A 24,189-nucleotide genomic window follows, 5' to 3' on the forward strand; every position below is an offset into this window, starting at 1 on the left:
TAGCCCGCAAACACGCCGCTCACGGCGCAGCGGACAGCGCTTTTTTTGGCATTTACGTGGAGCCGAGAATCACCCTAGCCTCTTCTGGTCGGTAACAACTGAAAGGAGGTGATCCAGTGTCTCATTGTCATCAGCCGCTGGTGCAAGGCGGGTGGACCTGGACCTCTTCTTGCTGGGGTTCGTGTTCCGCGTGAGTTTTCGCACCTTTGATCCGGTTCGCTGGATCGCGGTTCGACAATGGAAGGGCTGTCCGAAAGGGCGGCCCTTCTTCTTTTCGTCTCGCGAATGCTGGCACTTGCTCGCCGGCCGTGGCAGACAGTCGGGTGTGGTTCATATCCTTCCCATCCTGACGAGCGGCGCCCCGTGAACGTGCCTGAACCGAGCCGCGAGGCGATCCTCGATTTCATCGAGGAGGAGCGTTCCGCCGGCCGCGAGGTCGGGCGGCGTGAGATCGCGCGTGCCTTCGGCCTCGACCAGGGCGGCAAGATCTGGCTCAAGCGCCTGCTGCGGGAGATGGAACAGGAAGGCGAGATCGGCGGCGACGGCAAGGAGCGCCCGGTGCATCCGCGCGGCGCCCTGCCCCCGGTCCTGCTCTGCGAGGTGAAGTCCCGGGATCGCGACGGCGATCTCGTGGCGCAGCCGCTCGAATGGAACGAGGCCGATGACGGCGCGCCGCCGCGAATCCTGATCGAGAACCGGCATGAGGGCCGGCGCAAGCCGAAGGATGCACGCCCTGCCCCCGGCGTCGGCGATCAGGTCCTGCTCAAGCTGACGCGGCTGCGCGGTGTCGATGGCTTCGCCTATTCCGGCCATGTGCTGAAAGTGATGGGCAAGGCGAAGGCCGCCGTGCTCGGCATCTTCCGGGCCCTGCCCGACGGTTCCGGCCGGCTCGTCCCGATCGACAAGAAGGCGCAAGGGCGCGAGGCGATCATCCCGAAGGGACGCACCGGAGAGGCCGAGGACGGCGATCTCGTCTCGGTTTCGCTCCGCCGCGAGAGCCGCTTCGGCCCGCCGGAGGCGCAGGTGCGCGAGCGGCTGGGCTCGCTCAAGTCGGAGCGCGCCGTCAGCCTGATCGCGATCCATGCCCACGGCATCCCACATGAATTCCCGCCGGCGGCCCTCAAGGAAGCCGCCGAGGCGCCGCTCGCGAGCCTGAAGGGCCGCGAGGATTGGCGCGAGCTGCCGCTCGTCACCATCGACCCGGCCGACGCCAAGGACCATGACGACGCGGTCCACGCCGCGCCGGACGAGAGCCCCGATAATCCCGGCGGCTTCGTCGTCACCGTCGCCATCGCCGATGTCGCGGCCTATGTGCGGCCCGGCTCGGCGCTCGACCGCGAGGCGCTGGAACGAGGCAATTCGGTCTATTTCCCCGACCGCGTCGTGCCGATGCTGCCGGAACGGATCTCCAACGACCTGTGCTCCTTGCGTGAAAACGAGGACCGGCCGGCGCTGGCCGTCAGGCTCGTCCTGAAGGCGGACGGCTCGAAGAAGAGCCATTCCTTTCACCGCGTATTGATGCGCTCGGCGGCGAAGCTTTCCTACCAGCAGGCGCAGGCCGCCATCGACGGCACGCCGGACGAGAAGACCGGCCCAATCCGCGAGAGCGTGCTGATGCCGCTCTGGGCGGCCTATGGCATCGCGGCGCGTGCCCGCGACCAGCGCCAGCCGCTCGAACTCGACCTGCCCGAGCGCAAGCTGGTCCTGAAGCCCGACGGCGCGGTCGAGCGCGTGATCGTGCCGGAGCGGCTGGCGGCACATCGATTGATCGAGGAGTTCATGATCCTCGCCAATGTCGCGGCCGCCGAGACGCTGGAGAAGGCCGGGAGCCTGCTGATCTATCGCTGCCATGACGAGCCCTCGCTCGAGAAGATGCGCGCGCTCGGCGAGGTCCTGGCCTCGATCGGCATCAAGCTGCCGAAGGACGGGGCGCTGAGGCCCGTGCTGTTCAACCGCATCCTCGGGATGATCAAGGGCTCGGAAAACGAGACGCTGATCAACGAGGTGGTGCTGCGGACCCAGGCGCAGGCCGAATATGTCGCGGAGAATTACGGGCATTTCGGCCTCAATCTGCGCCGCTACGCCCATTTCACCTCGCCGATCCGGCGCTATGCCGACCTGATCGTGCATCGCGCCCTGATCACGGCGCTGAAGCTGGGCGATGACGGCCTGCCCAAGAGCGTCACGCTTGCGGAACTGCGCGAGGTCGCGACCCGCATATCGGCGGCGGAGCGGCGCGCCATGGCGGCCGAGCGCGAGACCACCGACCGGCTGATCGCGCATTTCCTCGCCGACCAGATCGGCGCGAGCTTCGACGGGCGCATCGGCGGGGTGAACCGCGCCGGGCTCTTTGTGAAGCTCGACGGCACCGGTGCCGACGGCTTCGTCCCGGCCTCCACGTTGGGCGGCGACTACTATCGCTATGACGAGGCGGCCCATGCGCTGATCGGCGAGCGCACAGGCGAGAGTTGGCGGCTCGGCGACAAGGTCCATGTCAAGCTCGTCGAGGCGGCGCCGGTCGCAGGCGCGCTGCGCTTCGAGCTGCTCTCGGCCGGCCGCACCGTGGCGACCGGACGCGCTGGCAAGCGAAGTGGCGGCACGCCATATGGAACGAGCCGACCCGCCGCCTCCTTCGGCCGGACAGGCAAGACCAGGCCGGGCAAGAGCGGGCCGGGCAAGAGGCGCCGATGAGCGTTCAGTTTCACGGTCCTGCCGGCGATGCCGGCCTGCGCGACTGGCGCGGGGCGATCACGCGCGGCGTCAAGGGCCGCTGCCCGCATTGCGGCGAGGGCCGGCTGTTCCGCGCCTTCCTGAAGCCCGTCGACCGCTGCGAGGCTTGCGGCGAGGACCTTTACCACCAGCGCGCCGACGACCTGCCGCCCTATATCGTTATCACCATCGTCGGCCATGTCGTGGTCGGCGGGTTGCTGCTCGCCGAGAAATACGGCGACTGGCCGATGTGGTGGCACATGGCGCTGTGGCCCACCCTGACGATCATCCTCTGCCTTGCCCTGATGCAGCCGGTGAAGGGAGGCGTCATCGGCCTGCAATGGGCCTTGCGGATGCATGGCTTCGGCGGCGAAGCCGATCAGCCCGAGCGCCAGCCCCTGCCTTCCCGCGGACGCAATCCATGACCGACCATACCGTCACCCTGACCCAGGCCGAACGCGCGCGCGTCACCGTCAACCTGCGCCCCAAGGACGCCGCGACGATGCTGATCATCGATCGCAACGGCGCCCGGCCCAAGGTGCTGATGGGCAAGCGCCATGAGAGCCACAAATTCATGCCGGGCAAATATGTCTTCCCCGGCGGCCGCCTAGACGACGGCGACCGGCGCATGGTGGCGACCGGCGCATTGTCGCAGATCTGCGAGGACCGGCTGCTCAAGCGCGCTGTGCGGCCGAGCGCGAGCAAGGCGCGCGCGCTGGCGCTGGCGGCGGTCCGGGAGACGTTCGAGGAAACCGGCCTGCTCTTCGGCTCGGACGAATTCGGCGTGCCCGAATTGGCGCCCGAGGGGAGCTGGAGCGAGTTCGCCGGCCATGGCGTGTTCCCGGATCTCTCCGCCATCACCTTCGTCGCCCGCGCGATCACACCGCCGCGCCGGCCGAAGCGCTTCGACACGCGATTCTTTACCATCGACGCTTCGGCCCTGGCCAAGAAGATCGACGGGGTGACGGGACCCGATTCGGAATTGACCGACCTGGTCTGGGTCGATTTCGACGAGGCCAAGGCGCTCGACCTGCCGAGCATCACCAAGGTCATCATCCAGGAGGTCGAAGCGCGGATCGCAGGCGGATTCGCGCCCTATCTGCCGGTGCCGTTCTATTGGGAGAAGCGCGGCAGCTTCGTGCGCGAGGAGCTTTGAAGCGCGACGAGGCCGCATTCCCGGATGAAGCGCACATCCGGCCACGCTATTCTTCCTTGACTTCGCCGGCCCTTTGCGGCATCTCCCGCGCTGACGGTTTGCCGGGTCTGCCCGGCCATTTTCTTTTCTGAGGGCCATCCGCGGCCCGCATGGTTCGAGGATAAGCCCATGGCCAAGGCCGTGACGATCAAGATCAAGCTGCTTTCGACCGCCGACACCGGTTTCTTCTACGTGACGAAGAAGAACTCGCGCACGATGACCGAGAAGATGTCGAAGAAGAAGTACGACCCGGTCGCGCGCAAGCACGTCGAGTTCAAGGAAACCAAGATCAAGTAAGGCACCCGCCTTCAGATCTGGATGCTTTTTGCAAAGCCGCCCGCCAGGGCGGCTTTTGCTTTTCGGGTGGCCCGAGCTTCGCAAAACAATCCGCCAGGCCGCGGCGACCGCTCCGGAACCGCGTGAAGCCGGCACCGGCGACCGCCTCCTCCGCCGCGGGACGGAGCCCCCGGCTATTCTTCCTGGGGATTGGGGTAGCCACCACGGTCGAACTGCCGTTCGCTCCGCTTCTGGCGATCCCGATCGGCCGTCATGACGCAGTTCGCGAAGGCGTCCGTCCCGCGCTGGAAGCCGTAGGCATCGCAGCGAGAGCGATCCTCGACGATGGGCTCGGGCGTGCTCGCGCAAGCACCCAGAGCGAGGACGAGAGTTGATGCAGCAAGGAGCCTCATGGCCACCAGCATCGTCGAGCGCATGGCGAATTTAGGGCTGTCGTTCGATGCCGATGCGTCGGCGGCTCCGCCGCCGCCACGCTTGCCGCTTGGTGCCAGCCTGCAGCGCGCCGGCGCCGCGCAAGACGCGGCCACTCGCAACGCTTTCGCAGGCAAGCCTGTTAATCGGCTGCTCGACACGCTATTTGCTGGAGCAGCGCTGTTTCGGCTTGGCACGCGCCGCTAGAGTTTTACCGGCACCGATCACGGAGTGCTTTCTTTGGCGAATCAAGAGGATGGGAAGGCGCATCACAGGACGAGCGGTCTCGCGCGACACTTGTTGAAGCTGCTCGTCGAGATCGACTCGTCGCGCTTTCTCAGCAAGAGAATCGCAGCGGCGCTTGGATTGATCGGCCTGCTTGGAAGCTTCGCTGCCGCCGGCTATTGGCTGCCTGCGCTCTTCCAGCACTATTTTCCGGGATAGGCATCCCGTCGCGCTGAAAGCGGCGAAGCATGGGCTTGCGGCTTTATCTGTTGCCACCGCTACCGGAGATGAGGTGGCCGGTCGGCGACGGTTCTGAGGAGGCCAGAATTCCGCTGCCGACCGGCCGAGCCCTTCGGTTTCCCAGGAGATGCGGCGGACCTGAGTCTCCGAGGGGCATTGCCGAGCAGCGATGCCGCTGCGTTGCGGAAACACTTACAATCTGACTGAAACGAATCAATCGAATACGACCGATTCGCCATTGTTCATCGATTTTTAACCTTACCTGCTAAGCTTAAGCTTGAGGCTGCACGCACTGACTCAAGGTCACGTTTCACGAATCGGCGCAGCGGCTTAGCGGAAAGACTTCATCCGCTGGATGCGGAAACGCCCTCAAGCGGCGTTGGCGGCAATCACGCGGTTGCGGCCGCTGGCCTTGGCCCGATAGAGCGCGTCGTCCGCGCGCTTCACGATATCGGCGGAGGAGGCGTCGCCGGCCTTGCGGCTCGCCACGCCGATCGAGACCGTGACCGGGATCTCGCGACTGTTGTTGTAAATGGCGAAGGGCGTGTTCTCGACGCGCTCGCGAATGCGCTCCGCCACGGCATAGGCCGCCTTGGGGCCGGTTTCCGGCAGAACCACCACCACCTCCTCGCCGCCCATGCGCGCGACGAGATCGATGCCGCGCGTGCAGGCGCGCACCCGGTCGGCAAATTCCTTCAGCACCTCGTCGCCGGCATCGTGCCCCCAGCTGTCGTTGACCACCTTGAAGTGGTCGACATCGAGCACCATCACCGACAGGGCGCGGGCCCTCAGCGCGGATTCGTCGAACATCGCGGCGAGGCGCGTGTCCATGAAGCGGCGATTATGCAGCCCGGTGAGCTGGTCCAGCACCGCCATTTCCATGGAGGATTGCAGGCTGTCGCGCAGCCGGTCGGTGAAGCGCTTGCGGCGCACCTGCGTGCGCACGCGGGCGAGCAGCTCGTTGCGGTCGATCGGGCGGATCAGGAAATCATGCGCACCGATGTCGAGCCCGCGCAGGATGCGGCCCCGATCCTCAGCCTCCCCCATCAGCAGCACCGAGATGTCACGGGTGCGGTCGAGCGAGCGGAGCTGGCTGCACAGGCGCAAGCCGTCCTGCCCCTGCAGGTCGAGGCTGATCAGGACCGCGTCGACATCTTCTTCCGCCGCCCGCACAGCCGCCCGCTGGGAATCGGGCTCGACCTCGACGAGATGGAAGGCCGAAAGCGCGCTCTGCAGGCGCTCGGCGACCGAGACGCGGTCCTCGACCAGCAGAACCCGCCCGTTGAGGCCGGTTTCGGCGGCGGCCGCCACCAGAGGATCGGCGATGCCGAGGCGGCGCGAGGCGGCGGCGCGGTTGCGCAACTCGTCCGTCATGGATTTTAGCCGCGAAAGGCTGCGCACCCGCGCGAAGAGCGCGACATCGTCGAGCGGCTTGGTGAGGAAATCATCGGCCCCGGCATCGAGACCCTGCAGGCGGTCGCGCGGCTGGTCGAGCGCCGTGACGATCACCACCGGAATATGCGCCGTCACCGGCGTGCTCTTCAGGCGGCGGCAGACCTCGAAGCCGTTCATGCCCGGCATCATCACGTCGAGCAGCACGATGTCGGGCTCGCCCCGCTCGCAGATCGCCAGCGCGTCAGGGCCGCTCGTCGCCGTGAGCACGTCGAAATACTCAGCCGAAAGCTTCGCTTCCAGCAGCTTCAGATTGGCGGGAACGTCGTCGACGATGAGGACGCGAGCGGACATGGAAGGGCTTTCGACTCAGGCAGCGCCGGCATAGGCGCGGACGGTCTCCAGGAATTTCGCTACCGAGATGGGCTTCGACAGATAGGCCTCGCAGCCGCCTTCGCGGATGCGCTCCTCGTCGCCCTTCATCGCAAAGGCGGTGACGGCGATGACGGGGATGGCCTTGAGGTCGTCATCCTCCTTGATCCATTTCGTGACCTCGAGCCCCGAAACCTCCGGGAGCTGGATGTCCATCAGGATCAGGTCCGGCCGATGGGTACGGGCCAGCTCGATGGCCTCGATCCCATCCGAGGTCTTGAGCGTGGCATAGCCATGCGCCTCGAGCAGGTCGTTGAAGAGCTTCATGTTGAGCTCGTTGTCCTCGACGATCAGAACCGTCTTCATTCGGCCGCCCTTCGTGCTGCGCCGCCAAAATCCGACTTGCGTCGGAGCTTCGGCCTGGCGGCTTCGTTCGCTAAATGTGCTAGCATGACAGCAGTTGACGAAACGCAAATCGAATATGCGACAAGAGGCCGATGGCACCGCGACAAAGCTTTCCCGACGCCGAGGCGCTGGCGGTCCAGGCGCTGGGCTTCCTCGCCGCCGAACCCGAGCGAATCGGGCCTTTCCTGGCCACGACCGGGCTTGATCCCGCGAATTTGCGCGCTGCCGCCAGTGAACCCGGCTTCCTCGCCGCCGTGCTCGATCATATCGGATCGAGCGATTCGCTCCTGCTCGAATTTGCCGAAAATTTAAGGCTGAATCCGGAAATCGTGGCCGAGGCACGCCGCCGGCTCGCCGGGGACGCGCCTGGCCCCGGCGAATTCGCCTGAACGAGCGGGGTTTTGCGCGTGCGCAGCCTGTGCCGCGATTGCCTGAACGACCACGAGGCCGTGGGCCCGCTGCGGCGTTGCCCGACCTGCGGCTCGCCACGGCTGATCCGCCACGCCGAGCGCGATCGCTTAAGCCTTGCCCATATCGACTGCGACGCCTTCTACGCCACGATCGAGAAGCGCGACGATCCGAGCCTGCAGGACAAGCCGGTGATTGTCGGCGGCGGCAAGCGCGGCGTCGTCTCGACCTGCTGCTACATCGCCCGCACCTATGGGGTGCGCTCGGCCATGCCGATGTTCAAGGCGCTGGAGGCCTGCCCGGACGCCGTCGTCGTCAAGCCGAACATGGCGAAATACGTCTCGGTCGGCCGCGAGGTCCGGCAGATGATGCGGGAGCTCACGCCGCTGGTCGAGCCGCTCTCGATCGACGAGGCCTTCCTCGACCTCTCCGGCACCGAGCGGCTGCACCATGCCAGCGCCGCCGAGACGCTGGCGCGCTTTGCCCGGCGCGTCGAGGACACGCTCGGCATCACCATCTCGGTCGGGCTGTCCTATGCGAAGTTCCTGGCCAAGGTCGCCTCCGACCTCGACAAGCCGCGCGGCTTCTCGATCATCGGGCGGGCCGAGGCCGTCGCCTTCCTCGCCGACAAGCCGGTCGGGCTCATTCCCGGCATGGGGCCGGCGAGTGTCGCCAAGCTCTCGGAGGGGGGCTTCAAGCTGATCGGCGACCTGCGCGAGGCTCAAGACGAGAAGCTCTTCCGCCTCGCCGGCAAGGACGGGCCGCGGCTGAAGAAGCTCGCCAACGGCATCGACCCGCGCAAGGTCACGCCCGAGCGCGAGACCAAGAGCGTCTCCAGCGAGACGACCCTGGATGTCGATCTCTCAGGTTTCGAGGAGCTGGAGCCGATCCTGTGGCGGCTCTGCGAGAAGACCTCGAAACGGCTGAAGGCTCAGGAGCTTGCGGGGCGGACCATCACCCTGAAGCTCAAGACCGCGAGCTTCCACAGCATCACCCGCGCGACCCGGCTGCCGGAGCCAACGCAGCTCGCCGCACGGCTCTTTGCCGCCGGGCGCGACCTGCTGAAGCGGGAATGCACCGGCCCACGCTACCGGCTGATCGGCATCGGCGCGAGCGATTTCAGCCCGCCGGCCGAGGCCGACCATGGCGATCTCGCCGATACCGCCACGCCGCGGCTGAAGGCCATGGAGGGCGCGCTCGACAAGCTGCGTGCTCGCTTCGGCGATGCTTCGATCGGCCGGGGCCTGAACCTCAGGCTGCCACAGCGCCCGTCGAGCGCACCGGCTATTTCGCGCAAGGCTCCTGAGGAAGAAGGTCCAGACGGCTGAGCGTGCCGCGCAGGGCGAAGCTGCCGTAATCGAGATGGATCGCGCCGGTGACGCCGTTCTCGTAGAGCTCGAAGGAGATGGTGTAGGACGGCGTCGATTCGCCTGCGCCGACCTTGTAGTAGGAGATCGAAACCGGCCAGCGGGCGATCTTCTCGAATTCCGGACGCTGCAACGGCTTCTCGGACGGCGCGGCCTCGATGCGCTTCCCGATGATCGAGAGCGTGTCGTAGACCTCCTTGCCGCTGTTGGCGCCGTCATAGAGCCGCACGTTCAGCGTGGTCTTGCCGGCGCGCGCGGCCTGGATCACCGCCTTCATCTGCGCATTGGGGAAAAGGGCGTCGTTCGGCTCGCGATAGGCCTCGGCCTTGGGCTGGCGCAGCTTGACCTCATAGCCGCCGCCGGCCTTCTCGGCCGTGCCGTCGACCGTTTCGGGCTGGGCGCCGCCCGACGAGCTTTCCGTCTTGAAACGGTAGCTCGCGCCGTCGCCGGCCTCGAAGCTGGTGGTGCGGGCATCGACGACGCGCGGGCCGGCCTCGGTGCCGAGCTGCGTCACCTGCCGGAACGAAAGCGCGTACCCCTCGCAGGCGTCGCCGGTGAACTCGAAGGCGATCCGCCCCTTCGCCGCCTCGATGTTGCCGGACGGCTTGGCGCCGTCGAGAACGAGGTCGTAGACGGCGCGATGCGGCGCCAGCACCACCCGGTCGGCCGCATTGCCCTTCGGCGCGGCCGTGTCCTGCGAGGCGCTCTGCGCCTGCGCCCCGCCCGCCAGCAGCAGCGCCGCCACGCAAACCCGCCCCGCAAGGCCGAATAGACTTCCGCTCATGATGTCGCTTGTCCGCTTCCTGTCAGCGAAATCTAGGTGCATTGCGGCAATGGCGCAAACAAGGCGAAATGGCCTCGGCTTCCGTGCCGTGGCAGCCCTGCCCGCGCGGCATGCCGCGGCGCTTGCGAGCCGTCCGGCCATCGGCCATGAAAGGCCCCTGCCCTCGTTCGCGCAGCCAGACGGAGCCAAGACCATGAACGTCGTCGATACCAAGCTCGCCGAACTCGGCATCACCCTTCCGACACCGGCCGCGCCGATCGCCAACTACGTGCCCTACGTCATCACGGGCAAGCTGCTGGTCATCTCCGGCCAGCTCTGCTTCGGCCTCGACGGCAAGCTCTCCGACAAGCACAAGGGCAAGCTCGGCGCCGAGATCTTCAACGAGGCGGGGTTGGAAGCGGCACGGCTCTGCGCCATTAACGTGCTCGCCCAGGCGAAAGCCGCGCTCGACGGCGATCTCGGCCGGATCGTGCGCTGCGTCCGCCTCGGCGGCTTCATCAACGCCGCCCCGCATTTCTCCGCCCTGCCGGCGATCATGAACGGCGCGTCGGACCTGATGGTCGAGGTTCTCGGCGACAAGGGCCGTCATGCCCGCTCGACGGTCGGCGTCGCCGAATTGCCGGCCGATGCCGCGGTCGAAGTCGAAGCCATGTTCGAGATCGCCTGATGAGCGCCGGCCTCGCAAAGGGCGCCAGCCGGCCCGATCTCGGCTGGCTGGTGGCAAAGCCGATCGCCCATCGCGGCCTGCACGATCTCTCCGCCGGCGTGATCGAGAACAGCCCCTCGGCGGCGAAGGCGGCCATCGCCGGCGGCTTCGGCATCGAATGCGACGTGCAGCTCACCGCCGACGGCGAGGCGGTGGTGTTCCACGATTTCGTGCTCGACCGGTTGACGGGCGAGACCGGGGCGGTCGTGGCGAAGACGGCGGCCGAACTCGGCAAGATCACGCTCAAGGGTTCGAGCGACCCGATCCTGACGCTCTCCGCCTTCCTCGACCTGATCGGCGGGCGCGTTCCTCTCGTCATCGAGATCAAGAGCCGCTTCGACGGCAATCTCGCCCTGACCCGGCGCACGGTGGAGGTGCTGGCCGGCCATGCGGGCCAGCCGATCGTGATCAAATCCTTCGATCCCGAGATCGTGACCGCCTTGCGCACGCTCGCGCCGCAGATCCCCCGCGGAATCGTCGCGATGAATGCCTATGATTACGGCGACTACGACAAGCTCTCGCCCGAACGAAAGCATGCGCTCGCCAATTTGCTCCACTTCACCGAAAGCCGGCCGGACTTCCTGTCCTGGAAGGTCACGGACCTCGAAAGCGCCGCGCCCTATCTCTGCCGCAACGTCATCGGGATGCCGCTGATGAGCTGGACGGTACGCACCCCGGAGGAACGGCAACGGGCGGCCGATTTCGCCGACCAGATGGTGTTCGAGGGCTTTCGCCCTTGAGCGACGGCCCGGGCGACAGTCTCAGCGTCCGCGTTGCGACCTCGCTCAAGGCCGTGCCCGCCGGCGCGTGGAACGCCTGCGCCAATCCTCATGCCTTGCAGGACGCCCTCGCGGCGCCCTGCTCCCCATCCGCGGAAACCGGCATCGACCGCGACAACCCCTTCGTCAGCCATGAATTCCTGAGCGCGCTGGAAGAGAGCCGCTGCATTGGCGGCCGCTCGGGCTGGTCGCCGGCCTATCTGGTCGTCGAGGATGAGAGCGGGCAGATCCTCGCCGCGAGTCCCAGCTTCCTGAAGGGCCACAGCCAGGGCGAATATGTCTTCGATCATGGCTGGGCCGATGCCTATGAGCGCGCCGGGGGGCGCTACTATCCCAAGCTCCAGGTCGCCGCGCCCTTCACGCCTGCGACCGGTCCGCGCCTGCTCGTCGCCGATACGCTGCGCGCCGAGGAAGCGCGCGCAGCCCTGATCGCAGGGCTGGAGGCGCTGCGCGGGCAGACACAGGCCTCCTCCGTCCATGTCACCTTCGCGCAGGAGCCCGATGTCGCGGCGCTGAAGCAGGCCGGCTATCTCGAGCGCAACGATCTGCAGTTCCATTGGCGGAATGAAGGGTTCGCTGGCTATGACGACTTTCTCGCCACGCTGGCCTCGCGCAAGCGCAAGGCGCTGAAGCGCGAGCGGCGCGAGGCGGTTTCGGCCGGCATCACCATCGAGGCTCTGTCGGGCTCCGACCTGACGGAAGCCGTCTGGGACGATTTCCACGGCTTCTATGAGGACACCGGCTCGCGCAAATGGGGCCGGCCCTATCTCAACCGGGAATTCTTCTCGCGGGTCGGCGCGGCGATGGGCGAGCGGGTCGTGCTGATCATGGCGAAACGGGCCGGACGCTATATCGCCGGTGCGATCAATTTCCGTGGCGCCAACACGCTCTACGGCCGCAACTGGGGCTGCATCGAGGACCACCCCTTCCTGCATTTCGAGGTCTGCTACCATCAGGCCATCGACTACGCGATCGCGCATGGGCTCGCCCGGGTCGAGGCCGGGGCGCAGGGCGAGCACAAGCTGGCGCGCGGCTACCGGCCGGTCATCACCCGCTCGCTGCATCACATCGCCGATCCCGGCCTGCGCCGGCCGGTCGCGAACTATCTGGCGCAGGAACGCGCGGAGATCGCAGCCGCGCAGGCGGCGCTGGAGGCGGACGGACCGTTTCGGAAGACAGAAGGTGACAATGACTGACGGCCCCGTCGAGCCTGTGAGCCCGCTGCTGTTCTGCACGGACGCCGAGCTTGGCTATCGCCGCAGCCTGAGCGATTTCTCGCAAGCCTTGACGCTCGACGAGAGCTACCGGCTGGCGCATCTGCCGCTGGCGGCGCCGGACCATCCGCGCGTCATTCCCCGCCAGGACGGCAAGTTCTACGAGATGGGCCGGCATTCGCGCGTGTTCTCGCTGGTGCTGCCGGTCGACGACGCGACCCTGCAAGCCTCACCGGCCTTCCGCGAACTGGAAAGCGCGCTGAAAGCGGCGCCTTTCGCCGGCAAGATCGCCTGGGACCTGCTTCCAAGGCGGCGTGACAAGCTGCATGCGACCATCTGCGGTTCGCTCGGCGTGGGGGAGCCGCCCGTCATCGCGCCTGAAACCCGCCGGGCACTGGCCGCGATCGCTCCTTTCACGGTCGAGCTGCGCGGGCTGTTCTCCGGAAACGTCAATCGCGGACGCCTCTATCTTCCCATCTATCCGCAGAAACGGGACGGGGCGAACATGCTGCACAAGGTCCAGGCGGCGTTCGGACGGCCTCCGGGCGATCTCTGGCTCGTCGGACTCTACAATCTGACCGAGGATCTCGATGCGGCGGAGACGGCCGCCCTCGCCGCTCTCATCGAACGCTGGCGGGACATGGCGCTGCTGCGCTTCACCCTGCGCGAACTCTGGCTGCTCGGCGCCGAAGACGATCTCGTGCTCGACTCGCAGATCACGGAGACACTGCCGCTCGGCGGCTGACGCAGGGGCGCCGGCGGCCCCCCGGCCTTGACGCCCCGGCGGCCGGGCCACAGGTTGCGACACCTTCGTCGAACCAGCCGGACCCGCCATGAGCGCCTATGACCCGTCCAATGTCTTCGCCAAGATCCTGCGTGGCGAACTGCCCTCCCAGACCGTCTACGAGGACGCCGAGACGCTCGCGATCATGGACATCATGCCGCGCGCCGACGGGCATGTGCTGGTGCTCCCGAAAGCCCCCTGCCGCAACATCTTCGACGCCCCGCCCGAGGCGCTGAAGGCCGTCGCGCTGACGACGCAGAAGCTCTCGCATGCCGTGAAGGCCGCCTTCGACGCCGACGGGCTCACCATCCAGCAGTTCAACGAGTCGGCCGGCGGCCAGGTCGTGTTCCACCTGCATGTCCATGTCATGCCGCGCTTCGAGGGCGTGGCGCTCAGGCCCCATACCGGCGCGATGGAAAAACCGGAGATCCTCGCCGCCCATGCCGAGAAGATTCGCGCCGCGTTGAAAAATTCCTGAGGAGCATGTCACAGCGGCGCAGGCTGCCTCGTCCTGTCTTCATCAACTGATGGAGACGAACCATGAGCCAACGCCTCAACGCCTTTCAGGCCGCGCCCGGCGCGATCGACGCGATGCTGAAGACGCAGACCTACATCAATGAATGCGGGCTGGAGCACAGCCTGCTCGAGCTGGTGAAGATGCGGGCCTCGCAGATCAACGCTTGTGCCTATTGCCTGCTCATGCACGCCGCCGATGCGCGCAAGGCCGGCGAGACCGAGGCCCGGCTCTATCTGCTCGACGCCTGGCACGAATCGGAACTCTACACCCCGCGCGAGCGCGCGGCGTTGGCCTGGACGGAGGCGCTGACCCGGCTCTCGCAAGGCGCGCCGAGCGACGAGGCCTTCGCGGAATTGCGCGCGCATTTCAGCGAGAAGGAATGCGTCGACCTGTCGCTCGCCATCGGCGCGATCAACAGCTGGAACCGGATCAATGCCGGCTTCCGCACGCGCCATCCGGCCGACAAGCCGGCGAAGGCCGCCGCCTGACGCTCACGCCTTGACCGGGCCGGGCCACAGGCAGAACCTGCGGGCCGGCAACCGCTATCTCTGTCATCTCATCGGATTTCCCCGAAAAGTGGCTTCCACTTTTCGGTCCGATGCCAGCGAGAACCGCCATGAATAAGCGCCTCAACCCCTATACGACCGCCCCCGATGCATTGAAGCCGATGATGGCGCTCGAGGAGGCGGTCGCGAATTCCGGCCTCGAGCACAGCCTGATCGAGCTCGTGAAAATGCGGGCCTCGCAGATCAACGGCTGCGCCTATTGCCTGCACATGCACTCCGCCGACGCCCGCAAGGCCGGCGAGAGCGAGGCCCGGCTCTACCTGCTGAGCGCCTGGCATGAATCCGCGCTCTATACGCCACGCGAGCGCGCCGCCCTGACCTGGACCGAGGCGCTGACGCTGGTGTCGCAGACCCATGCGCCGGATGCCGATTATGAAGAAGTCTTGCGCCATTTCAGCGGGGAGGAAATGGTGAAGCTCACCCTGCTGATCGGCGCGATCAATGTCTGGAATCGGATCGCGATCGGCTTCCGTTTGCACCACCCCAATGACAGGGCGCCGAAGGCTGCGGCAGCCTAGGAATCCGTATACACGGGATTTCATGACGGACGCCACCGCCGCCGGCTTCGAGCTTCACCGGCCCTATCTGACGCGCCTGGCCTACCGCATGCTCGGCTCGCTCAGCGACGCCGAGGATGTGGTGCAGGATGCCTGGCTGCGCTGGCACGAATCCGCGCCCGAAGCGCTGGCGAACCCGCGCGCCTGGCTCGGGCGCGTGGTGACGCGGCTTTGCCTCGACCTGATGAAATCGGCCCGGCGGCGGCGTGAGAACTATGTCGGAGCCTGGTTGCCGGAACCGCTGATCGAGGAGATCGGCGGCCCTTCCCGCGACGAGGACAATCTCGACATTCCCTATGTGCTGCAGCTCGCCCTGGAGCGATTGTCGCCGCTCGAGCGCGCCGCCTTCCTGCTGCACGACGTGTTCGACGTGCCGTTCTCCGACATCGCCGACACGCTGGGGCGCAGCGAGGCGGCGTGCCGGCAGCTCGTCTCACGGGCGCGCCGGCATGCGCGGCAGGATGCGCCTCGCCACCCGCTCTCGCCGGACGAGGCCCGCCGCTACGCCATCGCCTTCTTCGAAGCGGCCCACAGCACCGATCCCACAGCCCTGAAGGGGCTGCTCGCGCAGGATGCGGTGTTGCATGGCGACGGCGGCGGCAAGGCGAGCTCGGTGCTCAACCCGATCTTCGGGCGCGACAAGATCGGCCGCTTCTTCGCCGGCCTCGCCCGCAAATCGGAGCAGCAGGGCTTCGCTCCACGCTACGAGCCGATGCTGATCAACGGGATGCCCGGCTATATCAGCACGGAAACCGACACCGAGCAGGCCGTGGTGCTCGATATCCGCGATGGCCAGGTCCATGCGATCTACGTCATCCGCAACCCGGACAAGCTCGGCCCGGTGCGGGACCGCCTCAAAGGCAGCTAGACCGCTCCGAACAGCCAGACGCCACCGATCAGCACCGCCTCTCCCATCAGCACCGCCAGCATCATGCGCCGCCGATCGATCGCCATGACGGCGACGGCGGCGGCCAGCGCCGTGATCCGTATCAGCAGCGGCGCGTGAGCCAGCGCACCCGGCGGCGAGACGATGAGCTTGGCGACGATGCCGGCGAGCAGCGCGGTTGCAACGGCGCGGACCCAGTCGAGCAGCGCCGATTCGGCACCGAGCCCGCGCGCGAAGACCACGGCGAGCCAACGCCAGATCTCCGTCGGCAGCACCGCGAACAGAAAGAGCGCGAGATAGGGCCAATACGGCCCGTCGAGCCAGGCGATGGGCTGGGTCATGCCGTCTTTCGCCTTTTGCCGACGAAGAGCGCGATGGTCCCGGCGACGAGTCCGGCCACGATGAGGTCGAAGCCGCCGCCGATGAAGCGCTCGCAGATCGGGGCCAGCACGAGGCCGAGGATCAACGCGACCACGTCGCCGCGATGGCGCAGCCCCGCCGTGAGCGAGACGAGGAAGAAGATCGGCGTGAGGCAGAGCAGCCCGGCGGCGAACGGCAAGGGCAGCGCCCCGACGAGATAATAGCCCGCGAAGGTGCCGAGCGCGCTCACCGCCATGCAGGTGTTGGCGAAGGCGAGGAAATAGGGAACGCGCTGGTGCAGCGGGATCGCCGGCAGCCGCCGCAGGCCCTCGGTCCAGGCGGTGACGGCGACGTAATGCGCCAGCAGGAGCTGCAGCCAGACACTCTGGCCGGGGCGGCGCAGCAAGGGCAGGATCGCGACCGTCATCGGCAGGAAGCGCAACGACGCAAAGCCGATCGCGATGGCGATCGCGCTCCAGGCCGCGCCCGCCGCGATCGAGGCAAAGAACAGCACCTGAGAGGGGCCGGCCCAGACGAGAATGGTGGACAGGACCGCGCTGCCGACGGGATAGCCGACATCGCGCGCCAGAGAGCCGATGCCGACCAGGCCGAAGCCGACGATCCAGGCCGGCAGCGACAGCGCGTCGCGCATGCCGGCCAACGCGACGCGCTGCCAGCTCCAATCGGCGGATACGCTCATGCGGTCATCGGCGGGAAGGCTCGGGAGGGTTCAGGTCCCGGCGAATCCGGAGCCCTCTCCTCTATCGTTCACGCAGCCGACGCTTGCATAGACATCAGCAAGCCGGCCTGCCCTGCGGTAGTTGCAAAGGGAACCAGGCGGCGAACCGGAATCCGCGAGCACCGCACAGCCGCAGGGTTCAGCGACGAGCCATGGCTTCGCCGCGCGCGGGATGACGGCGCCGCCTCAGCCCTTGCCCTTCAGGGCCATGGCGATCAGCTCGTTGGCGAAGTCGACCAGCTCCTTGGGGATGCCGCCGACCGACTTGATGCCGAGATAGATCAGATAGATGAAGGCCGGGACCAGGATCCAGCCCAGCACCTCCTCGAAAATGATGCGCCGCCGCCGCCGGCGGCTGCGCTTCTCGAACCAGCCGAGCTTTTCCTTCTGCCGCGGCGGTGGCGCGGCGGTTTCGGTCGCGACCTCGCCGGTCTCGGTCGCCAGCGTCGCAGTCTTCCGTCTGAACAGCACGTCTTAACGCCTTCTCACGCCTTGGTCAGCGGAACCTTCGGCACCGTGCGGACGGCACGGCCGGACGCCTTGGTCGGCGCGGCCGTGCCGCCCGGTGCCCCATTCGACCCCGCACCGCCTGACCCTGCACCACCTTTGGGAGCACGACGAGGCGGAACGGGCTTGGCCGGAGCGGCGCCCGACGCCTTGGCGCGCGACTTCGGCTCGCGCTTTGCGGTGGCGGCCACGACATCCTTCTCCGGCTTCGGCTTGACCGGGCCATCGGGGAACTCGAGGCCGAGCACCTTGATGCCGGTCTCGGACTGGACGACCACGACCTTGACGGCGCCGCCGCCCTTGAGGCGCCCGAACAGCACCTCATCGGCGAGCGGCGTCTTGATCGTCTGCTGGATGAGCCGGGCCATCGGCCGGGCGCCCATCGCCTCGTCATAGCCGTTCTCTACCAGCCAGTCGCGCGCCTCGTCCGAGAGCTCGATGGTGACGTTGCGGTCGGCGAGCTGCGCCTCGAGCTGGAGCACGAACTTGTCGACGACGCGGGCGACCACGGTCTTCGGCAGGTGGCCGAAGGAGATCGTCGCATCGAGACGGTTGCGGAACTCCGGCGCGAACAGCTTGTTGATCGCCTCGGTATCGTCACCCTCGCGCTTCTGGCGGGTGAAGCCATAGGCGTTCTTGGCCAGATCGGCCGCGCCGGCATTGGTCGTCATGATCAGGATGACGTTCCTGAAATCGACCTGCTTGCCGTTGTTGTCGGTCAGCTTGCCGTGGTCCATCACCTGCAGGAGGATGTTGAACAGGTCGGGATGGGCCTTCTCGATCTCGTCGAGCAGCAGGACGCTGTGCGGATGCTGGTCGATCTGGTCGGTCAGCAGGCCGCCCTGGTCGAAGCCGACATAGCCCGGAGGCGCACCGATCAGCCGCGAAACGGTGTGGCGCTCCATATATTCCGACATGTCGAAGCGGATCAGCTCCACGCCGAGCGAAGAGGCGAGCTGGCGCGCGACCTCCGTCTTGCCGACGCCGGTCGGGCCGGCGAAGAGATAGCTGCCGATCGGCTTCTCGCCATCGCGCAGGCCGGCACGGGCGAGCTTGATCGCCGAGGACAGCGCCTCGATCGCCTTCTCCTGGCCGTAGACGGAGCGCTTCAGCGTCTCCTCGAGGTTGCGCAGCACCTCGGCATCGTCCTTCGAGACGGTCTTGGCCGGAATGCGGGCCATGGTCGAGATCGCGACCTCGACCTCCTTCACGCCGATGGTCTTCTTGCGCTTGCCCTCGGGCAGCAGCATCTGCGAGGCGCCGGTCTCGTCGATGACGTCGATCGCCTTGTCCGGCAGCTTGCGATCATGGATGTAGCGCGCCGAGAGCTCCACCGCCGCCTTGATGGCGTCGCTGGTGTAGCGCAGCTTGTGGAACTCCTCGAAATAGGGCTTGAGGCCCTTGAGGATCTCGATCGTGTCCGGGATCGACGGCTCGTTGACGTCGATCTTCTGGAAGCGGCGCACCAGCGCCCGGTCCTTCTCGAAATACTGGCGGTATTCCTTGTAGGTGGTCGAGCCGATGCAGCGCAGCGTGCCGGAGGCGAGCGCGGGCTTGAGCAGGTTGGAGGCGTCCATCGCGCCGCCCGAGGTCGCACCGGCGCCGATCACCGTATGGATCTCGTCGATGAACATGATCGCCTTCGGGTGCTGCTCGATCTCCTTCATCACCTGCTTGAGGCGCTCCTCGAAGTCGCCGCGATAGCGCGTGCCGGCGAGCAGCGTGCCCATGTCGAGCGAGAAGACGGTGGCGTCGTGCAGCACCTCCGGCACCTCGCCGCGGATGATCTTGAGCGCGAGGCCCTCGGCGATCGCGGTCTTGCCGACGCCGGGGTCGCCGACCAGCAGGGGGTTGTTCTTCTGGCGGCGGCAGAGGATCTGGATGGTGCGCTGGACCTCGGCCTCGCGGCCGATCAGCGGATCGATGCGCCCGTCCCTCGCCTTGCGGTTGAGGTTGACGCAGTAAGCGTCGAGCGCGCTTTCCTTTTTCTTCTTCTCCTTGTCGTCGCTTTGGCCCTGCTCGGCGCGCTGCTCACGCTGCGGCTCGGCATCGTCCTCGGCGCCGCGCACCGGACGGCTCTCGCTGGCGCCCGGGCGCTTGGCGATGCCGTGGCTGATGTAGTTGACCGCATCATAGCGGGTCATGTCCTGCTCCTGCAGGAAGTAGGCGGCGTGGCTCTCGCGCTCGGCGAACATCGCGACGAGCACGTTGGCGCCGGTCACCTCCTCGCGGCCGGAGGACTGGACATGAATGACGGCGCGCTGGATCACGCGCTGGAAGCCCGCCGTCGGCTTGGAATCGTCACGGCCGTCGGTGACCAGATTGGTCAGCTCGGCGTCGATGTAGTCGACGAGGTTGCGACGAAGCAGGTCGAGATCGACGCTGCAGGCGCGCATCACCGCGGCCGCGTCCTGATCATCGACCAGCGCGAGCAGGAGATGCTCGAGAGTGGCGTATTCGTGGCGGCGCTCATTGGCCAGAGCCAGAGCCCGGTGAAGCGCCTGTTCGAGACTGCGCGAGAAACTCGGCAAGGGGCGCGCTCCTATCTGTTTTGAGAGGGTGAAATACCCAAGGCTACTTCTTCTCCATCACGCATTGCAGCGGATGCATGTGCTTGCGCGCCAGATCCATCACCAGCGTAACCTTGGTCTCGGCGACCTCGTAAGTGAAGACGCCGCATTCGCCGACGCCGTTCTGATGCACATGCATCATGATCCGCGTGGCTTCGGAGCGATCCTTGTTGAAGAACCGCTCCAGCACGTGAACGACGAACTCCATCGGCGTGTAGTCGTCGTTCAAGAGCAGGACACGATAAAGATTGGGCTTGCGCGTGCGAGTCCGGGTCAGCACCGCCGTCCCGGTTCCCTCGCGCCCGCCATCGGCCGGCGGCCCGGCCCGTTTCGGGCGGTCGGCCATGCCGACGGTGCCCGCGACACGCTCAGCGCGCGCGGACATCCCCTGCGAAATCCCGGCTCGCATCGCTCTGCCCTGGCCTGCCTCGCTCATATCCGTCCGCGCCGTACCCAACCGATCCCGCATCACGATCCAAGATAGTGCTTCGTCACCGAATTTACAGACCTCGTCTCCGCTTCGCCAGCCTGTTCGCGTCGCAGCCGATCAACTCTGCGCTGGCCTCGCCCGCCCTGACCCCGGACCGCGACTTGACCGGGGCGGTGCAGCAGCCATATGCCCGGCTGCCCGCCCGCAAAGGAAATGCCATGACCCCGCACGCCATCGTCTCCATCGGCGAGGATCTCGCCCGGCCCGTGCGCTTCGGCAACGCCCTGCCGCTCGCGCTGATCGCCGGCCCCTGCCAGATGGAAAGCCGGGGCCATGCGCTGGAATGCGCGCTGGCGCTCAAGGAGATCGCGACGGCGCTCGGCATCGGGCTGGTGTTCAAGACCTCCTTCGACAAGGCGAACCGGACCAGCGTGCGCGGCCAGCGCGGCATGGGGCTGGAAGCCGCCCTGCCCGTCTTCGCGGAGATCCGCGAGCGCACCGGCATGCCCGTCCTGACCGACGTGCATGATGCGAGTCAATGCGCGCCCGTGGCCGAGGTGGTGGACGTGCTGCAGATCCCCGCCTTTCTCTGCCGCCAGACCGACCTGCTTGTCGCGGCGGCGAAGACCGGCCGGGTGGTCAACATCAAGAAGGGTCAGTTCCTCGCTCCCTGGGATATGGTGAACGTCGCCAACAAGGTAACGGAAAGCGGCAATGCGAATGTCATGCTGACCGAGCGCGGCGCTTCCTTCGGCTACAATACGCTGGTCACCGACATGCGTTCCCTGCCGATCATGGCCGAGATCGGCGCCCCCGTGATCTTCGACGCCACCCATTCGGTGCAGCAGCCGGGCGGCAAGGGCTCCTCCTCCGGGGGGCAGCGCGAATTCGTGCCGGTGCTGGCGCGCGCGGCGGTGGCGGTCGGCGTCGCCGGCGTCTTCATCGAGACGCATCCCGACCCGGACAAGGCGCCGTCCGACGGGCCGAACATGGTGCCGCTGTCGGAGTTCCAGAGCCTGATCGCCGAGCTGCAGGGTTTCGATCGTCTCGCCAAGGGCCGTCCATCGCCAAACCTGGCCTATGTCTGAGCCGAAGCCGGCCGCCGGCCATGATCTCGGCGCCCTCATCCCCGTGCTGGGGCTGTGCGGCTTCGCCTCGACGTTCACCATGCGGCTGGTCGACCCGCTGGTGCCGACCCTCGCCGCCGAATTCGGCCAGAGCGTCCACCAGATCGCCTTCCTGGTGACGGCCTTCGCCGGCTGCTATGCGCTCGGCCAGCCCTTCCTCGGTCCGATCGCCGACTCGGTCGGGAAGCTGCGCAGCATCTCGACCTGCCTCGCCTTGCTGTGCGTGCTGTCCGGCCTTGCGGCCTTCGCCACCAACTACTGGATGCTGTTCGCGCTGCGTGCCGGAGCCGGCGTGATGGCGGGCGGCGTGATCCCCGCCGCGATGGCGGCGATCGGCGATAGGGCTCCGATGGCCGAGCGGCAGATCATGCTCGGTCGCTTCCTCGTCATCATGATCATCGGCCAGATGGCGGGCGCCTCGTTCTCGGGGGTGGTCGCCGACCATATCGGCTGGCGGGCGGTGCTGGGGGTGGCTGCCGCGCTCGCGGCCTGCGGCGCGCTGGTGGTGCGGCTCGTCCTGAAGCCCCGGCCCCTCGCCGAACGGCCGCCGCTGAGTCTCGCCGGCGCCATGACGAGCTACGCAGCCGTCTTCGCCAATCCGCGCAGCAAGGTGCTGTACGGCCTCGTGCTACTGGAAGGCGCGCTGATCTTCGGCTTGCCACCCTTCGTCGCTGCGATCCTGCACGAGCGCTCGGGCACCGGCCCATCCGAGGCGGGGATCGCCATCGGCGCGATGGGGCTTGGCGGGTTGGTCTATGGCCTGCTGACGCGCATCCTTGTCCAGCGCGTCGGACCCGCGCAGATGATGCGCCTTGGCGGGCTTGCCGTGGCGCTGGCCGATTTCGCCTTCATCCTGCCAGCGCCATGGTGGACGTCGATCGGCGTCTTCCTGTCAATCGGCTTCGGATTCTTCCTGATCCACGGCACGTTTCAGGCCCAGGCGACGGAGCTCGCTCCCACGGCACGCGGTTCGGCCATGGCCCTCTTCGCCTGCTTCTTCTTCATGGGCCATGCGACCGGGCCGCTGCTGATGGGCTCGGCCCTTCAAGCGCTCGGCACGCAAGGAGCGCTCGCCCTCTTCGGCACCGCCGTCGGCCTGCTCGGGCTGATGGCGCCGAAGCTGCTGCCGCCCTTGGGCTCGCGGACCTGAGAGGTATACGCCGCCGACATGCTCGGGCTTGACCCGAGCATGTCTTCCCGAAGGACGTTCCCCGCGCCCCTCTGCCCGGAGATCTCGGGTCAGGCCCGAGAATGACGCCCGGCTCCCAATCGTCCGGACGGCCTCAGCGCCCGCGATAGGGCGCGACGCCCTGGTCGGGCAGCCAGAGCCCCTTCGGCGGCTCGCCGGTCTGCCAGAACACGTCGATCGGGATGCCGCCGCGCGGATACCAGTAGCCGCCGATGCGGAACCATTCCGGCTCCAGCAGATCGACCAGCGTCTTGCCGATGCCGACGGTGCAATCCTCATGGAAGGCGCCGTGGTTGCGGAACGAGGCGAGATAGAGCTTGAGCGACTTCGACTCCACCAGCCACTGGCCCGGCAGATAGTCGATGACGAGGATGCCGAAATCCGGCTGGCCCGTCACCGGACAGATCGAGGTGAATTCCGGGCAGGTGAAGCGGGCGAGATAATACGTGCCGGCATGGGGATTGGGCACGCGGTCGAGGCGGGCTTCCTGCGGCGAGGCCGGCAGCGCGCTGGCTTGCCCGAGCTGCAAGGTCGAGGCGTCGATGGACATCGGATGCTCCTGTGTTTGCGCCGCTTCTAGAGCAGGACGCGAAACAGTGGGAGCCGGTTTTTCGCGAGAATCCTGCCCCAACCCTTTGGCCAGAGCATCTTGCGCGATGGTGGGAGCTGCCCGCGCAGGCGCATGACCCTTCGGCGCGCATCGGGGCCGGGCCGCATAGCCTCGCCCGTATCGGACAAGCGCAGAGATCGCCCTAAAGACCTACCGGGCGCGATATCTCAATATTTATCGATCTTCCACACGCATCCTTGCGACGCACCATGCAACATCATAGTGCAAATCAATAGCGTAACGGATCAGATCCCGATAATTTTATGATAATTGCGGGTATATTATTTCTGCTCGGTATTCTGATTGGCCTGTCCTATGGCTATCCGGCCATCGTCATTGCCAGCGCCGCCTTGACGCTCTTCTTCTTTCCGCTCTGGTTGATCCGCGGAGAGCTGAGCTTCTTCACCCTCTTCATCTGGATCGGCTATCTGTTCGCGCTCCAGAGCGGCTTCCTGCTTGGCAGCTATTTCGCCACGCCGGATGACGAGGCGTGATCACCAGAACCAGATCGGCCTGCCGGCGTAGAGGCACAGGCCGACCCACCACGCGACGGTCAGCGCGCACCAGAACAGGACAAGGGCGAGAGAGGGGCGACGACGAGCGGACATATTCTGGAACATGCTTGTTTCCCGATGAGGCGAAGCGCCAAAACCATCGAAAAATCCGCAATCATCGCGCCACGCATTGCCGGTCCGCGTTCCAGAGTAGCCGCTCTTCACACCGTCTTCTTTCGCCGGATCGCTCGGGTCAGAAGCGCGATCGACCTTGCCACAATGCACAATCAACAAGGCGGCCTCATGATGGCACCCCGGACCGCGACGTCCCGGCCGGCGTGACCTCACC

General features: G+C 66.8%; 28 protein-coding genes. 18 read left to right on the top strand and 10 right to left on the bottom strand.

The genetic code is table 11. The features are described 5' to 3' along the window. Positions 1-285: 285 nt before the first annotated feature. The 5 genes from rnr (at position 286) to GGC47_RS16025 (ending at position 4,819) form a co-directional block, all read left to right on the top strand. Complete coding sequence (rnr, locus tag GGC47_RS16005; RefSeq protein WP_142020789.1) at positions 286-2,691, top strand: ribonuclease R; 2,406 nt, start codon at positions 286-288, stop codon at positions 2,689-2,691. Next, complete coding sequence (locus GGC47_RS16010) at positions 2,688-3,134, top strand: DUF983 domain-containing protein (RefSeq protein WP_038367989.1); 447 nt, start codon at positions 2,688-2,690, stop codon at positions 3,132-3,134. The genes rnr and GGC47_RS16010 overlap by 4 nt, the downstream gene beginning before the upstream one ends. Beyond that, positions 3,131-3,865, top strand: coding sequence for an NUDIX hydrolase (locus tag GGC47_RS16015; protein WP_142020788.1), 735 nt, complete (start codon positions 3,131-3,133; stop codon positions 3,863-3,865). The genes GGC47_RS16010 and GGC47_RS16015 overlap by 4 nt, the downstream gene beginning before the upstream one ends. A gap of 168 nt (positions 3,866-4,033) precedes the next feature. Then, on the top strand, positions 4,034-4,201 hold the full coding sequence (gene rpmG, locus GGC47_RS16020; protein ID WP_038367996.1) for a 50S ribosomal protein L33: 168 nt from the start codon (positions 4,034-4,036) through the stop codon (positions 4,199-4,201). Between the two features lie 390 nt (positions 4,202-4,591). Then, positions 4,592-4,819 (top strand): hypothetical protein, encoded by a 228-nt coding sequence (locus tag GGC47_RS16025; protein WP_142020786.1) that lies wholly within the window; start codon positions 4,592-4,594, stop codon positions 4,817-4,819. Between the two features lie 627 nt (positions 4,820-5,446). Here the strand turns inward: GGC47_RS16025 and GGC47_RS16030 are convergent. Together GGC47_RS16030 and GGC47_RS16035 are read right to left on the bottom strand one after the other, a co-directional pair. Continuing rightward, complete coding sequence (locus GGC47_RS16030; protein WP_038368002.1) at positions 5,447-6,823, bottom strand: PleD family two-component system response regulator; 1,377 nt, start codon at positions 6,821-6,823, stop codon at positions 5,447-5,449. A 15-nt stretch (positions 6,824-6,838) separates the two neighbouring features. Then, complete coding sequence (locus GGC47_RS16035) at positions 6,839-7,207, bottom strand: response regulator (protein ID WP_038368004.1); 369 nt, start codon at positions 7,205-7,207, stop codon at positions 6,839-6,841. Positions 7,208-7,338: 131 nt separating this feature from the next. On the opposite strand from GGC47_RS16035, the gene GGC47_RS16040 reads away from it, so the two are divergent. Together GGC47_RS16040 and GGC47_RS16045 are read left to right on the top strand one after the other, a co-directional pair. Further along, on the top strand, positions 7,339-7,635 hold the full coding sequence (locus tag GGC47_RS16040) for a DUF3572 domain-containing protein (RefSeq protein ID WP_112762061.1): 297 nt from the start codon (positions 7,339-7,341) through the stop codon (positions 7,633-7,635). Between the two features lie 12 nt (positions 7,636-7,647). Next, on the top strand, positions 7,648-8,982 hold the full coding sequence (locus tag GGC47_RS16045) for a DNA polymerase IV (protein WP_142020785.1): 1,335 nt from the start codon (positions 7,648-7,650) through the stop codon (positions 8,980-8,982). On the opposite strand, the gene GGC47_RS16050 is transcribed toward GGC47_RS16045, so the two are convergent. Continuing rightward, positions 8,939-9,805: a cell envelope integrity EipB family protein gene (locus GGC47_RS16050; protein WP_185747829.1), complete on the bottom strand. Its 867-nt coding sequence runs from the start codon at positions 9,803-9,805 to the stop codon at positions 8,939-8,941. The genes GGC47_RS16045 and GGC47_RS16050 overlap by 44 nt on opposite strands. Positions 9,806-9,998: 193 nt before the next feature. Here GGC47_RS16050 and GGC47_RS16055 point away from each other — a divergent pair, with 193 nt between their 5' ends. The 8 genes from GGC47_RS16055 to GGC47_RS16090 all read left to right on the top strand — a co-directional run bounded on the left by GGC47_RS16055 (position 9,999) and on the right by GGC47_RS16090 (position 15,796). Then, positions 9,999-10,472: a RidA family protein gene (locus GGC47_RS16055; protein ID WP_038368770.1), complete on the top strand. Its 474-nt coding sequence runs from the start codon at positions 9,999-10,001 to the stop codon at positions 10,470-10,472. Then, positions 10,472-11,251, top strand: a complete 780-nt coding sequence (locus GGC47_RS16060) for a glycerophosphodiester phosphodiesterase family protein (RefSeq protein ID WP_142020783.1) — start codon at positions 10,472-10,474, stop codon at positions 11,249-11,251. Before GGC47_RS16055 ends, GGC47_RS16060 begins: the two co-directional genes overlap by 1 nt. Continuing rightward, positions 11,248-12,486 carry a GNAT family N-acetyltransferase gene (locus tag GGC47_RS16065; protein WP_429068517.1) on the top strand — a complete coding sequence of 413 codons (1,239 nt, stop codon included), beginning with the start codon at positions 11,248-11,250 and terminating at the stop codon, positions 12,484-12,486. Before GGC47_RS16060 ends, GGC47_RS16065 begins: the two co-directional genes overlap by 4 nt. Further along, positions 12,479-13,249: a 2'-5' RNA ligase family protein gene (locus tag GGC47_RS16070; RefSeq protein ID WP_142020782.1), complete on the top strand. Its 771-nt coding sequence runs from the start codon at positions 12,479-12,481 to the stop codon at positions 13,247-13,249. Before GGC47_RS16065 ends, GGC47_RS16070 begins: the two co-directional genes overlap by 8 nt. Positions 13,250-13,337: 88 nt before the next feature. Then, positions 13,338-13,766: an HIT family protein gene (locus GGC47_RS16075; protein ID WP_038368020.1), complete on the top strand. Its 429-nt coding sequence runs from the start codon at positions 13,338-13,340 to the stop codon at positions 13,764-13,766. A 62-nt stretch (positions 13,767-13,828) separates the two neighbouring features. Then, the gene (locus tag GGC47_RS16080; RefSeq protein WP_142020781.1) at positions 13,829-14,293 is read left to right on the top strand and encodes a carboxymuconolactone decarboxylase family protein; all 465 of its coding nucleotides are present in this window, start codon (positions 13,829-13,831) and stop codon (positions 14,291-14,293) included. 128 nt (positions 14,294-14,421) lie between these two features. Continuing rightward, complete coding sequence (locus tag GGC47_RS16085; RefSeq protein WP_133563857.1) at positions 14,422-14,889, top strand: carboxymuconolactone decarboxylase family protein; 468 nt, start codon at positions 14,422-14,424, stop codon at positions 14,887-14,889. Positions 14,890-14,911: 22 nt separating this feature from the next. Continuing rightward, positions 14,912-15,796, top strand: coding sequence for a sigma-70 family RNA polymerase sigma factor (locus GGC47_RS16090; protein WP_142020780.1), 885 nt, complete (start codon positions 14,912-14,914; stop codon positions 15,794-15,796). Here GGC47_RS16090 and GGC47_RS16095 read toward each other — a convergent pair. The 5 genes from GGC47_RS16095 to clpS form a co-directional block, all read right to left on the bottom strand. After that, positions 15,793-16,155, bottom strand: coding sequence for an AzlD domain-containing protein (locus tag GGC47_RS16095; protein WP_081925639.1), 363 nt, complete (start codon positions 16,153-16,155; stop codon positions 15,793-15,795). The genes GGC47_RS16090 and GGC47_RS16095 overlap by 4 nt on opposite strands. Further along, positions 16,152-16,874, bottom strand: a complete 723-nt coding sequence (locus tag GGC47_RS16100) for an AzlC family ABC transporter permease (protein ID WP_038368028.1) — start codon at positions 16,872-16,874, stop codon at positions 16,152-16,154. The genes GGC47_RS16095 and GGC47_RS16100 overlap by 4 nt, the downstream gene beginning before the upstream one ends. Positions 16,875-17,099: 225 nt before the next feature. Further along, positions 17,100-17,384, bottom strand: a complete 285-nt coding sequence (locus tag GGC47_RS16105) for a hypothetical protein (protein ID WP_038368030.1) — start codon at positions 17,382-17,384, stop codon at positions 17,100-17,102. A gap of 14 nt (positions 17,385-17,398) precedes the next feature. After that, positions 17,399-19,951, bottom strand: coding sequence for an ATP-dependent Clp protease ATP-binding subunit ClpA (gene clpA, locus GGC47_RS16110; protein ID WP_142020779.1), 2,553 nt, complete (start codon positions 19,949-19,951; stop codon positions 17,399-17,401). Positions 19,952-19,994: 43 nt separating this feature from the next. Then, positions 19,995-20,336 (bottom strand): ATP-dependent Clp protease adapter ClpS, encoded by a 342-nt coding sequence (clpS, locus tag GGC47_RS16115; RefSeq protein WP_038368775.1) that lies wholly within the window; start codon positions 20,334-20,336, stop codon positions 19,995-19,997. Between the two features lie 302 nt (positions 20,337-20,638). Between clpS and kdsA the strand changes: the two genes are divergently transcribed. Both kdsA and GGC47_RS16125 read left to right on the top strand, forming a co-directional pair. Next, positions 20,639-21,508, top strand: coding sequence for a 3-deoxy-8-phosphooctulonate synthase (kdsA, locus tag GGC47_RS16120; RefSeq protein ID WP_038368036.1), 870 nt, complete (start codon positions 20,639-20,641; stop codon positions 21,506-21,508). After that, positions 21,501-22,697 (top strand): MFS transporter, encoded by a 1,197-nt coding sequence (locus tag GGC47_RS16125; RefSeq protein WP_142020778.1) that lies wholly within the window; start codon positions 21,501-21,503, stop codon positions 22,695-22,697. Before kdsA ends, GGC47_RS16125 begins: the two co-directional genes overlap by 8 nt. A gap of 133 nt (positions 22,698-22,830) precedes the next feature. Here the strand turns inward: GGC47_RS16125 and queF are convergent, their stop codons facing one another. Continuing rightward, entirely contained in the window at positions 22,831-23,286 is a 456-nt protein-coding gene (gene queF, locus GGC47_RS16130) for a preQ(1) synthase (protein WP_142020777.1), read from the bottom strand. A gap of 323 nt (positions 23,287-23,609) precedes the next feature. Between queF and GGC47_RS16135 the strand changes: the two genes are divergently transcribed. Continuing rightward, positions 23,610-23,840 (top strand): hypothetical protein, encoded by a 231-nt coding sequence (locus tag GGC47_RS16135; protein WP_038368040.1) that lies wholly within the window; start codon positions 23,610-23,612, stop codon positions 23,838-23,840. On the opposite strand, the gene GGC47_RS16140 is transcribed toward GGC47_RS16135, so the two are convergent. Then, positions 23,841-24,134, bottom strand: coding sequence for a hypothetical protein (locus GGC47_RS16140; protein ID WP_142020776.1), 294 nt, complete (start codon positions 24,132-24,134; stop codon positions 23,841-23,843). Positions 24,135-24,189: the final 55 nt, after the last annotated feature.

Source organism: Allobosea sp. OAE752 (genome assembly GCF_050433265.1).
Classification (GTDB): domain Bacteria; phylum Pseudomonadota; class Alphaproteobacteria; order Rhizobiales; family Beijerinckiaceae; genus Allobosea; species Allobosea spartocytisi.

Bases quoted from the DNA above. Each gene is read 5' to 3' on its own strand.
- rnr (WP_142020789.1), top strand. From the start codon at position 286: ATGCTGGCACTTGCTCGCCGGCCGTGGCAGACAGTCGGGTGTGGTTCA.
- GGC47_RS16010 (WP_038367989.1), top strand. From the start codon at position 2,688: ATGAGCGTTCAGTTTCACGGTCCTGCCGGCGATGCCGGCCTGCGCGAC.
- GGC47_RS16015 (WP_142020788.1), top strand. From the start codon at position 3,131: ATGACCGACCATACCGTCACCCTGACCCAGGCCGAACGCGCGCGCGTC.
- rpmG (WP_038367996.1), top strand. From the start codon at position 4,034: ATGGCCAAGGCCGTGACGATCAAGATCAAGCTGCTTTCGACCGCCGAC.
- GGC47_RS16025 (WP_142020786.1), top strand. From the start codon at position 4,592: ATGGCCACCAGCATCGTCGAGCGCATGGCGAATTTAGGGCTGTCGTTC.
- GGC47_RS16030 (WP_038368002.1), bottom strand. From the start codon at position 6,823: ATGTCCGCTCGCGTCCTCATCGTCGACGACGTTCCCGCCAATCTGAAG.
- GGC47_RS16035 (WP_038368004.1), bottom strand. From the start codon at position 7,207: ATGAAGACGGTTCTGATCGTCGAGGACAACGAGCTCAACATGAAGCTC.
- GGC47_RS16040 (WP_112762061.1), top strand. From the start codon at position 7,339: ATGGCACCGCGACAAAGCTTTCCCGACGCCGAGGCGCTGGCGGTCCAG.
- GGC47_RS16050 (WP_185747829.1), bottom strand. From the start codon at position 9,805: ATGAGCGGAAGTCTATTCGGCCTTGCGGGGCGGGTTTGCGTGGCGGCG.
- GGC47_RS16055 (WP_038368770.1), top strand. From the start codon at position 9,999: ATGAACGTCGTCGATACCAAGCTCGCCGAACTCGGCATCACCCTTCCG.
- GGC47_RS16060 (WP_142020783.1), top strand. From the start codon at position 10,472: ATGAGCGCCGGCCTCGCAAAGGGCGCCAGCCGGCCCGATCTCGGCTGG.
- GGC47_RS16070 (WP_142020782.1), top strand. From the start codon at position 12,479: ATGACTGACGGCCCCGTCGAGCCTGTGAGCCCGCTGCTGTTCTGCACG.
- GGC47_RS16075 (WP_038368020.1), top strand. From the start codon at position 13,338: ATGAGCGCCTATGACCCGTCCAATGTCTTCGCCAAGATCCTGCGTGGC.
- GGC47_RS16080 (WP_142020781.1), top strand. From the start codon at position 13,829: ATGAGCCAACGCCTCAACGCCTTTCAGGCCGCGCCCGGCGCGATCGAC.
- GGC47_RS16085 (WP_133563857.1), top strand. From the start codon at position 14,422: ATGAATAAGCGCCTCAACCCCTATACGACCGCCCCCGATGCATTGAAG.
- GGC47_RS16090 (WP_142020780.1), top strand. From the start codon at position 14,912: ATGACGGACGCCACCGCCGCCGGCTTCGAGCTTCACCGGCCCTATCTG.
- GGC47_RS16095 (WP_081925639.1), bottom strand. From the start codon at position 16,155: ATGACCCAGCCCATCGCCTGGCTCGACGGGCCGTATTGGCCCTATCTC.
- GGC47_RS16100 (WP_038368028.1), bottom strand. From the start codon at position 16,874: ATGAGCGTATCCGCCGATTGGAGCTGGCAGCGCGTCGCGTTGGCCGGC.
- clpS (WP_038368775.1), bottom strand. From the start codon at position 20,336: ATGGCCGACCGCCCGAAACGGGCCGGGCCGCCGGCCGATGGCGGGCGC.
- kdsA (WP_038368036.1), top strand. From the start codon at position 20,639: ATGACCCCGCACGCCATCGTCTCCATCGGCGAGGATCTCGCCCGGCCC.
- GGC47_RS16125 (WP_142020778.1), top strand. From the start codon at position 21,501: ATGTCTGAGCCGAAGCCGGCCGCCGGCCATGATCTCGGCGCCCTCATC.
- queF (WP_142020777.1), bottom strand. From the start codon at position 23,286: ATGTCCATCGACGCCTCGACCTTGCAGCTCGGGCAAGCCAGCGCGCTG.
- GGC47_RS16135 (WP_038368040.1), top strand. From the start codon at position 23,610: ATGATAATTGCGGGTATATTATTTCTGCTCGGTATTCTGATTGGCCTG.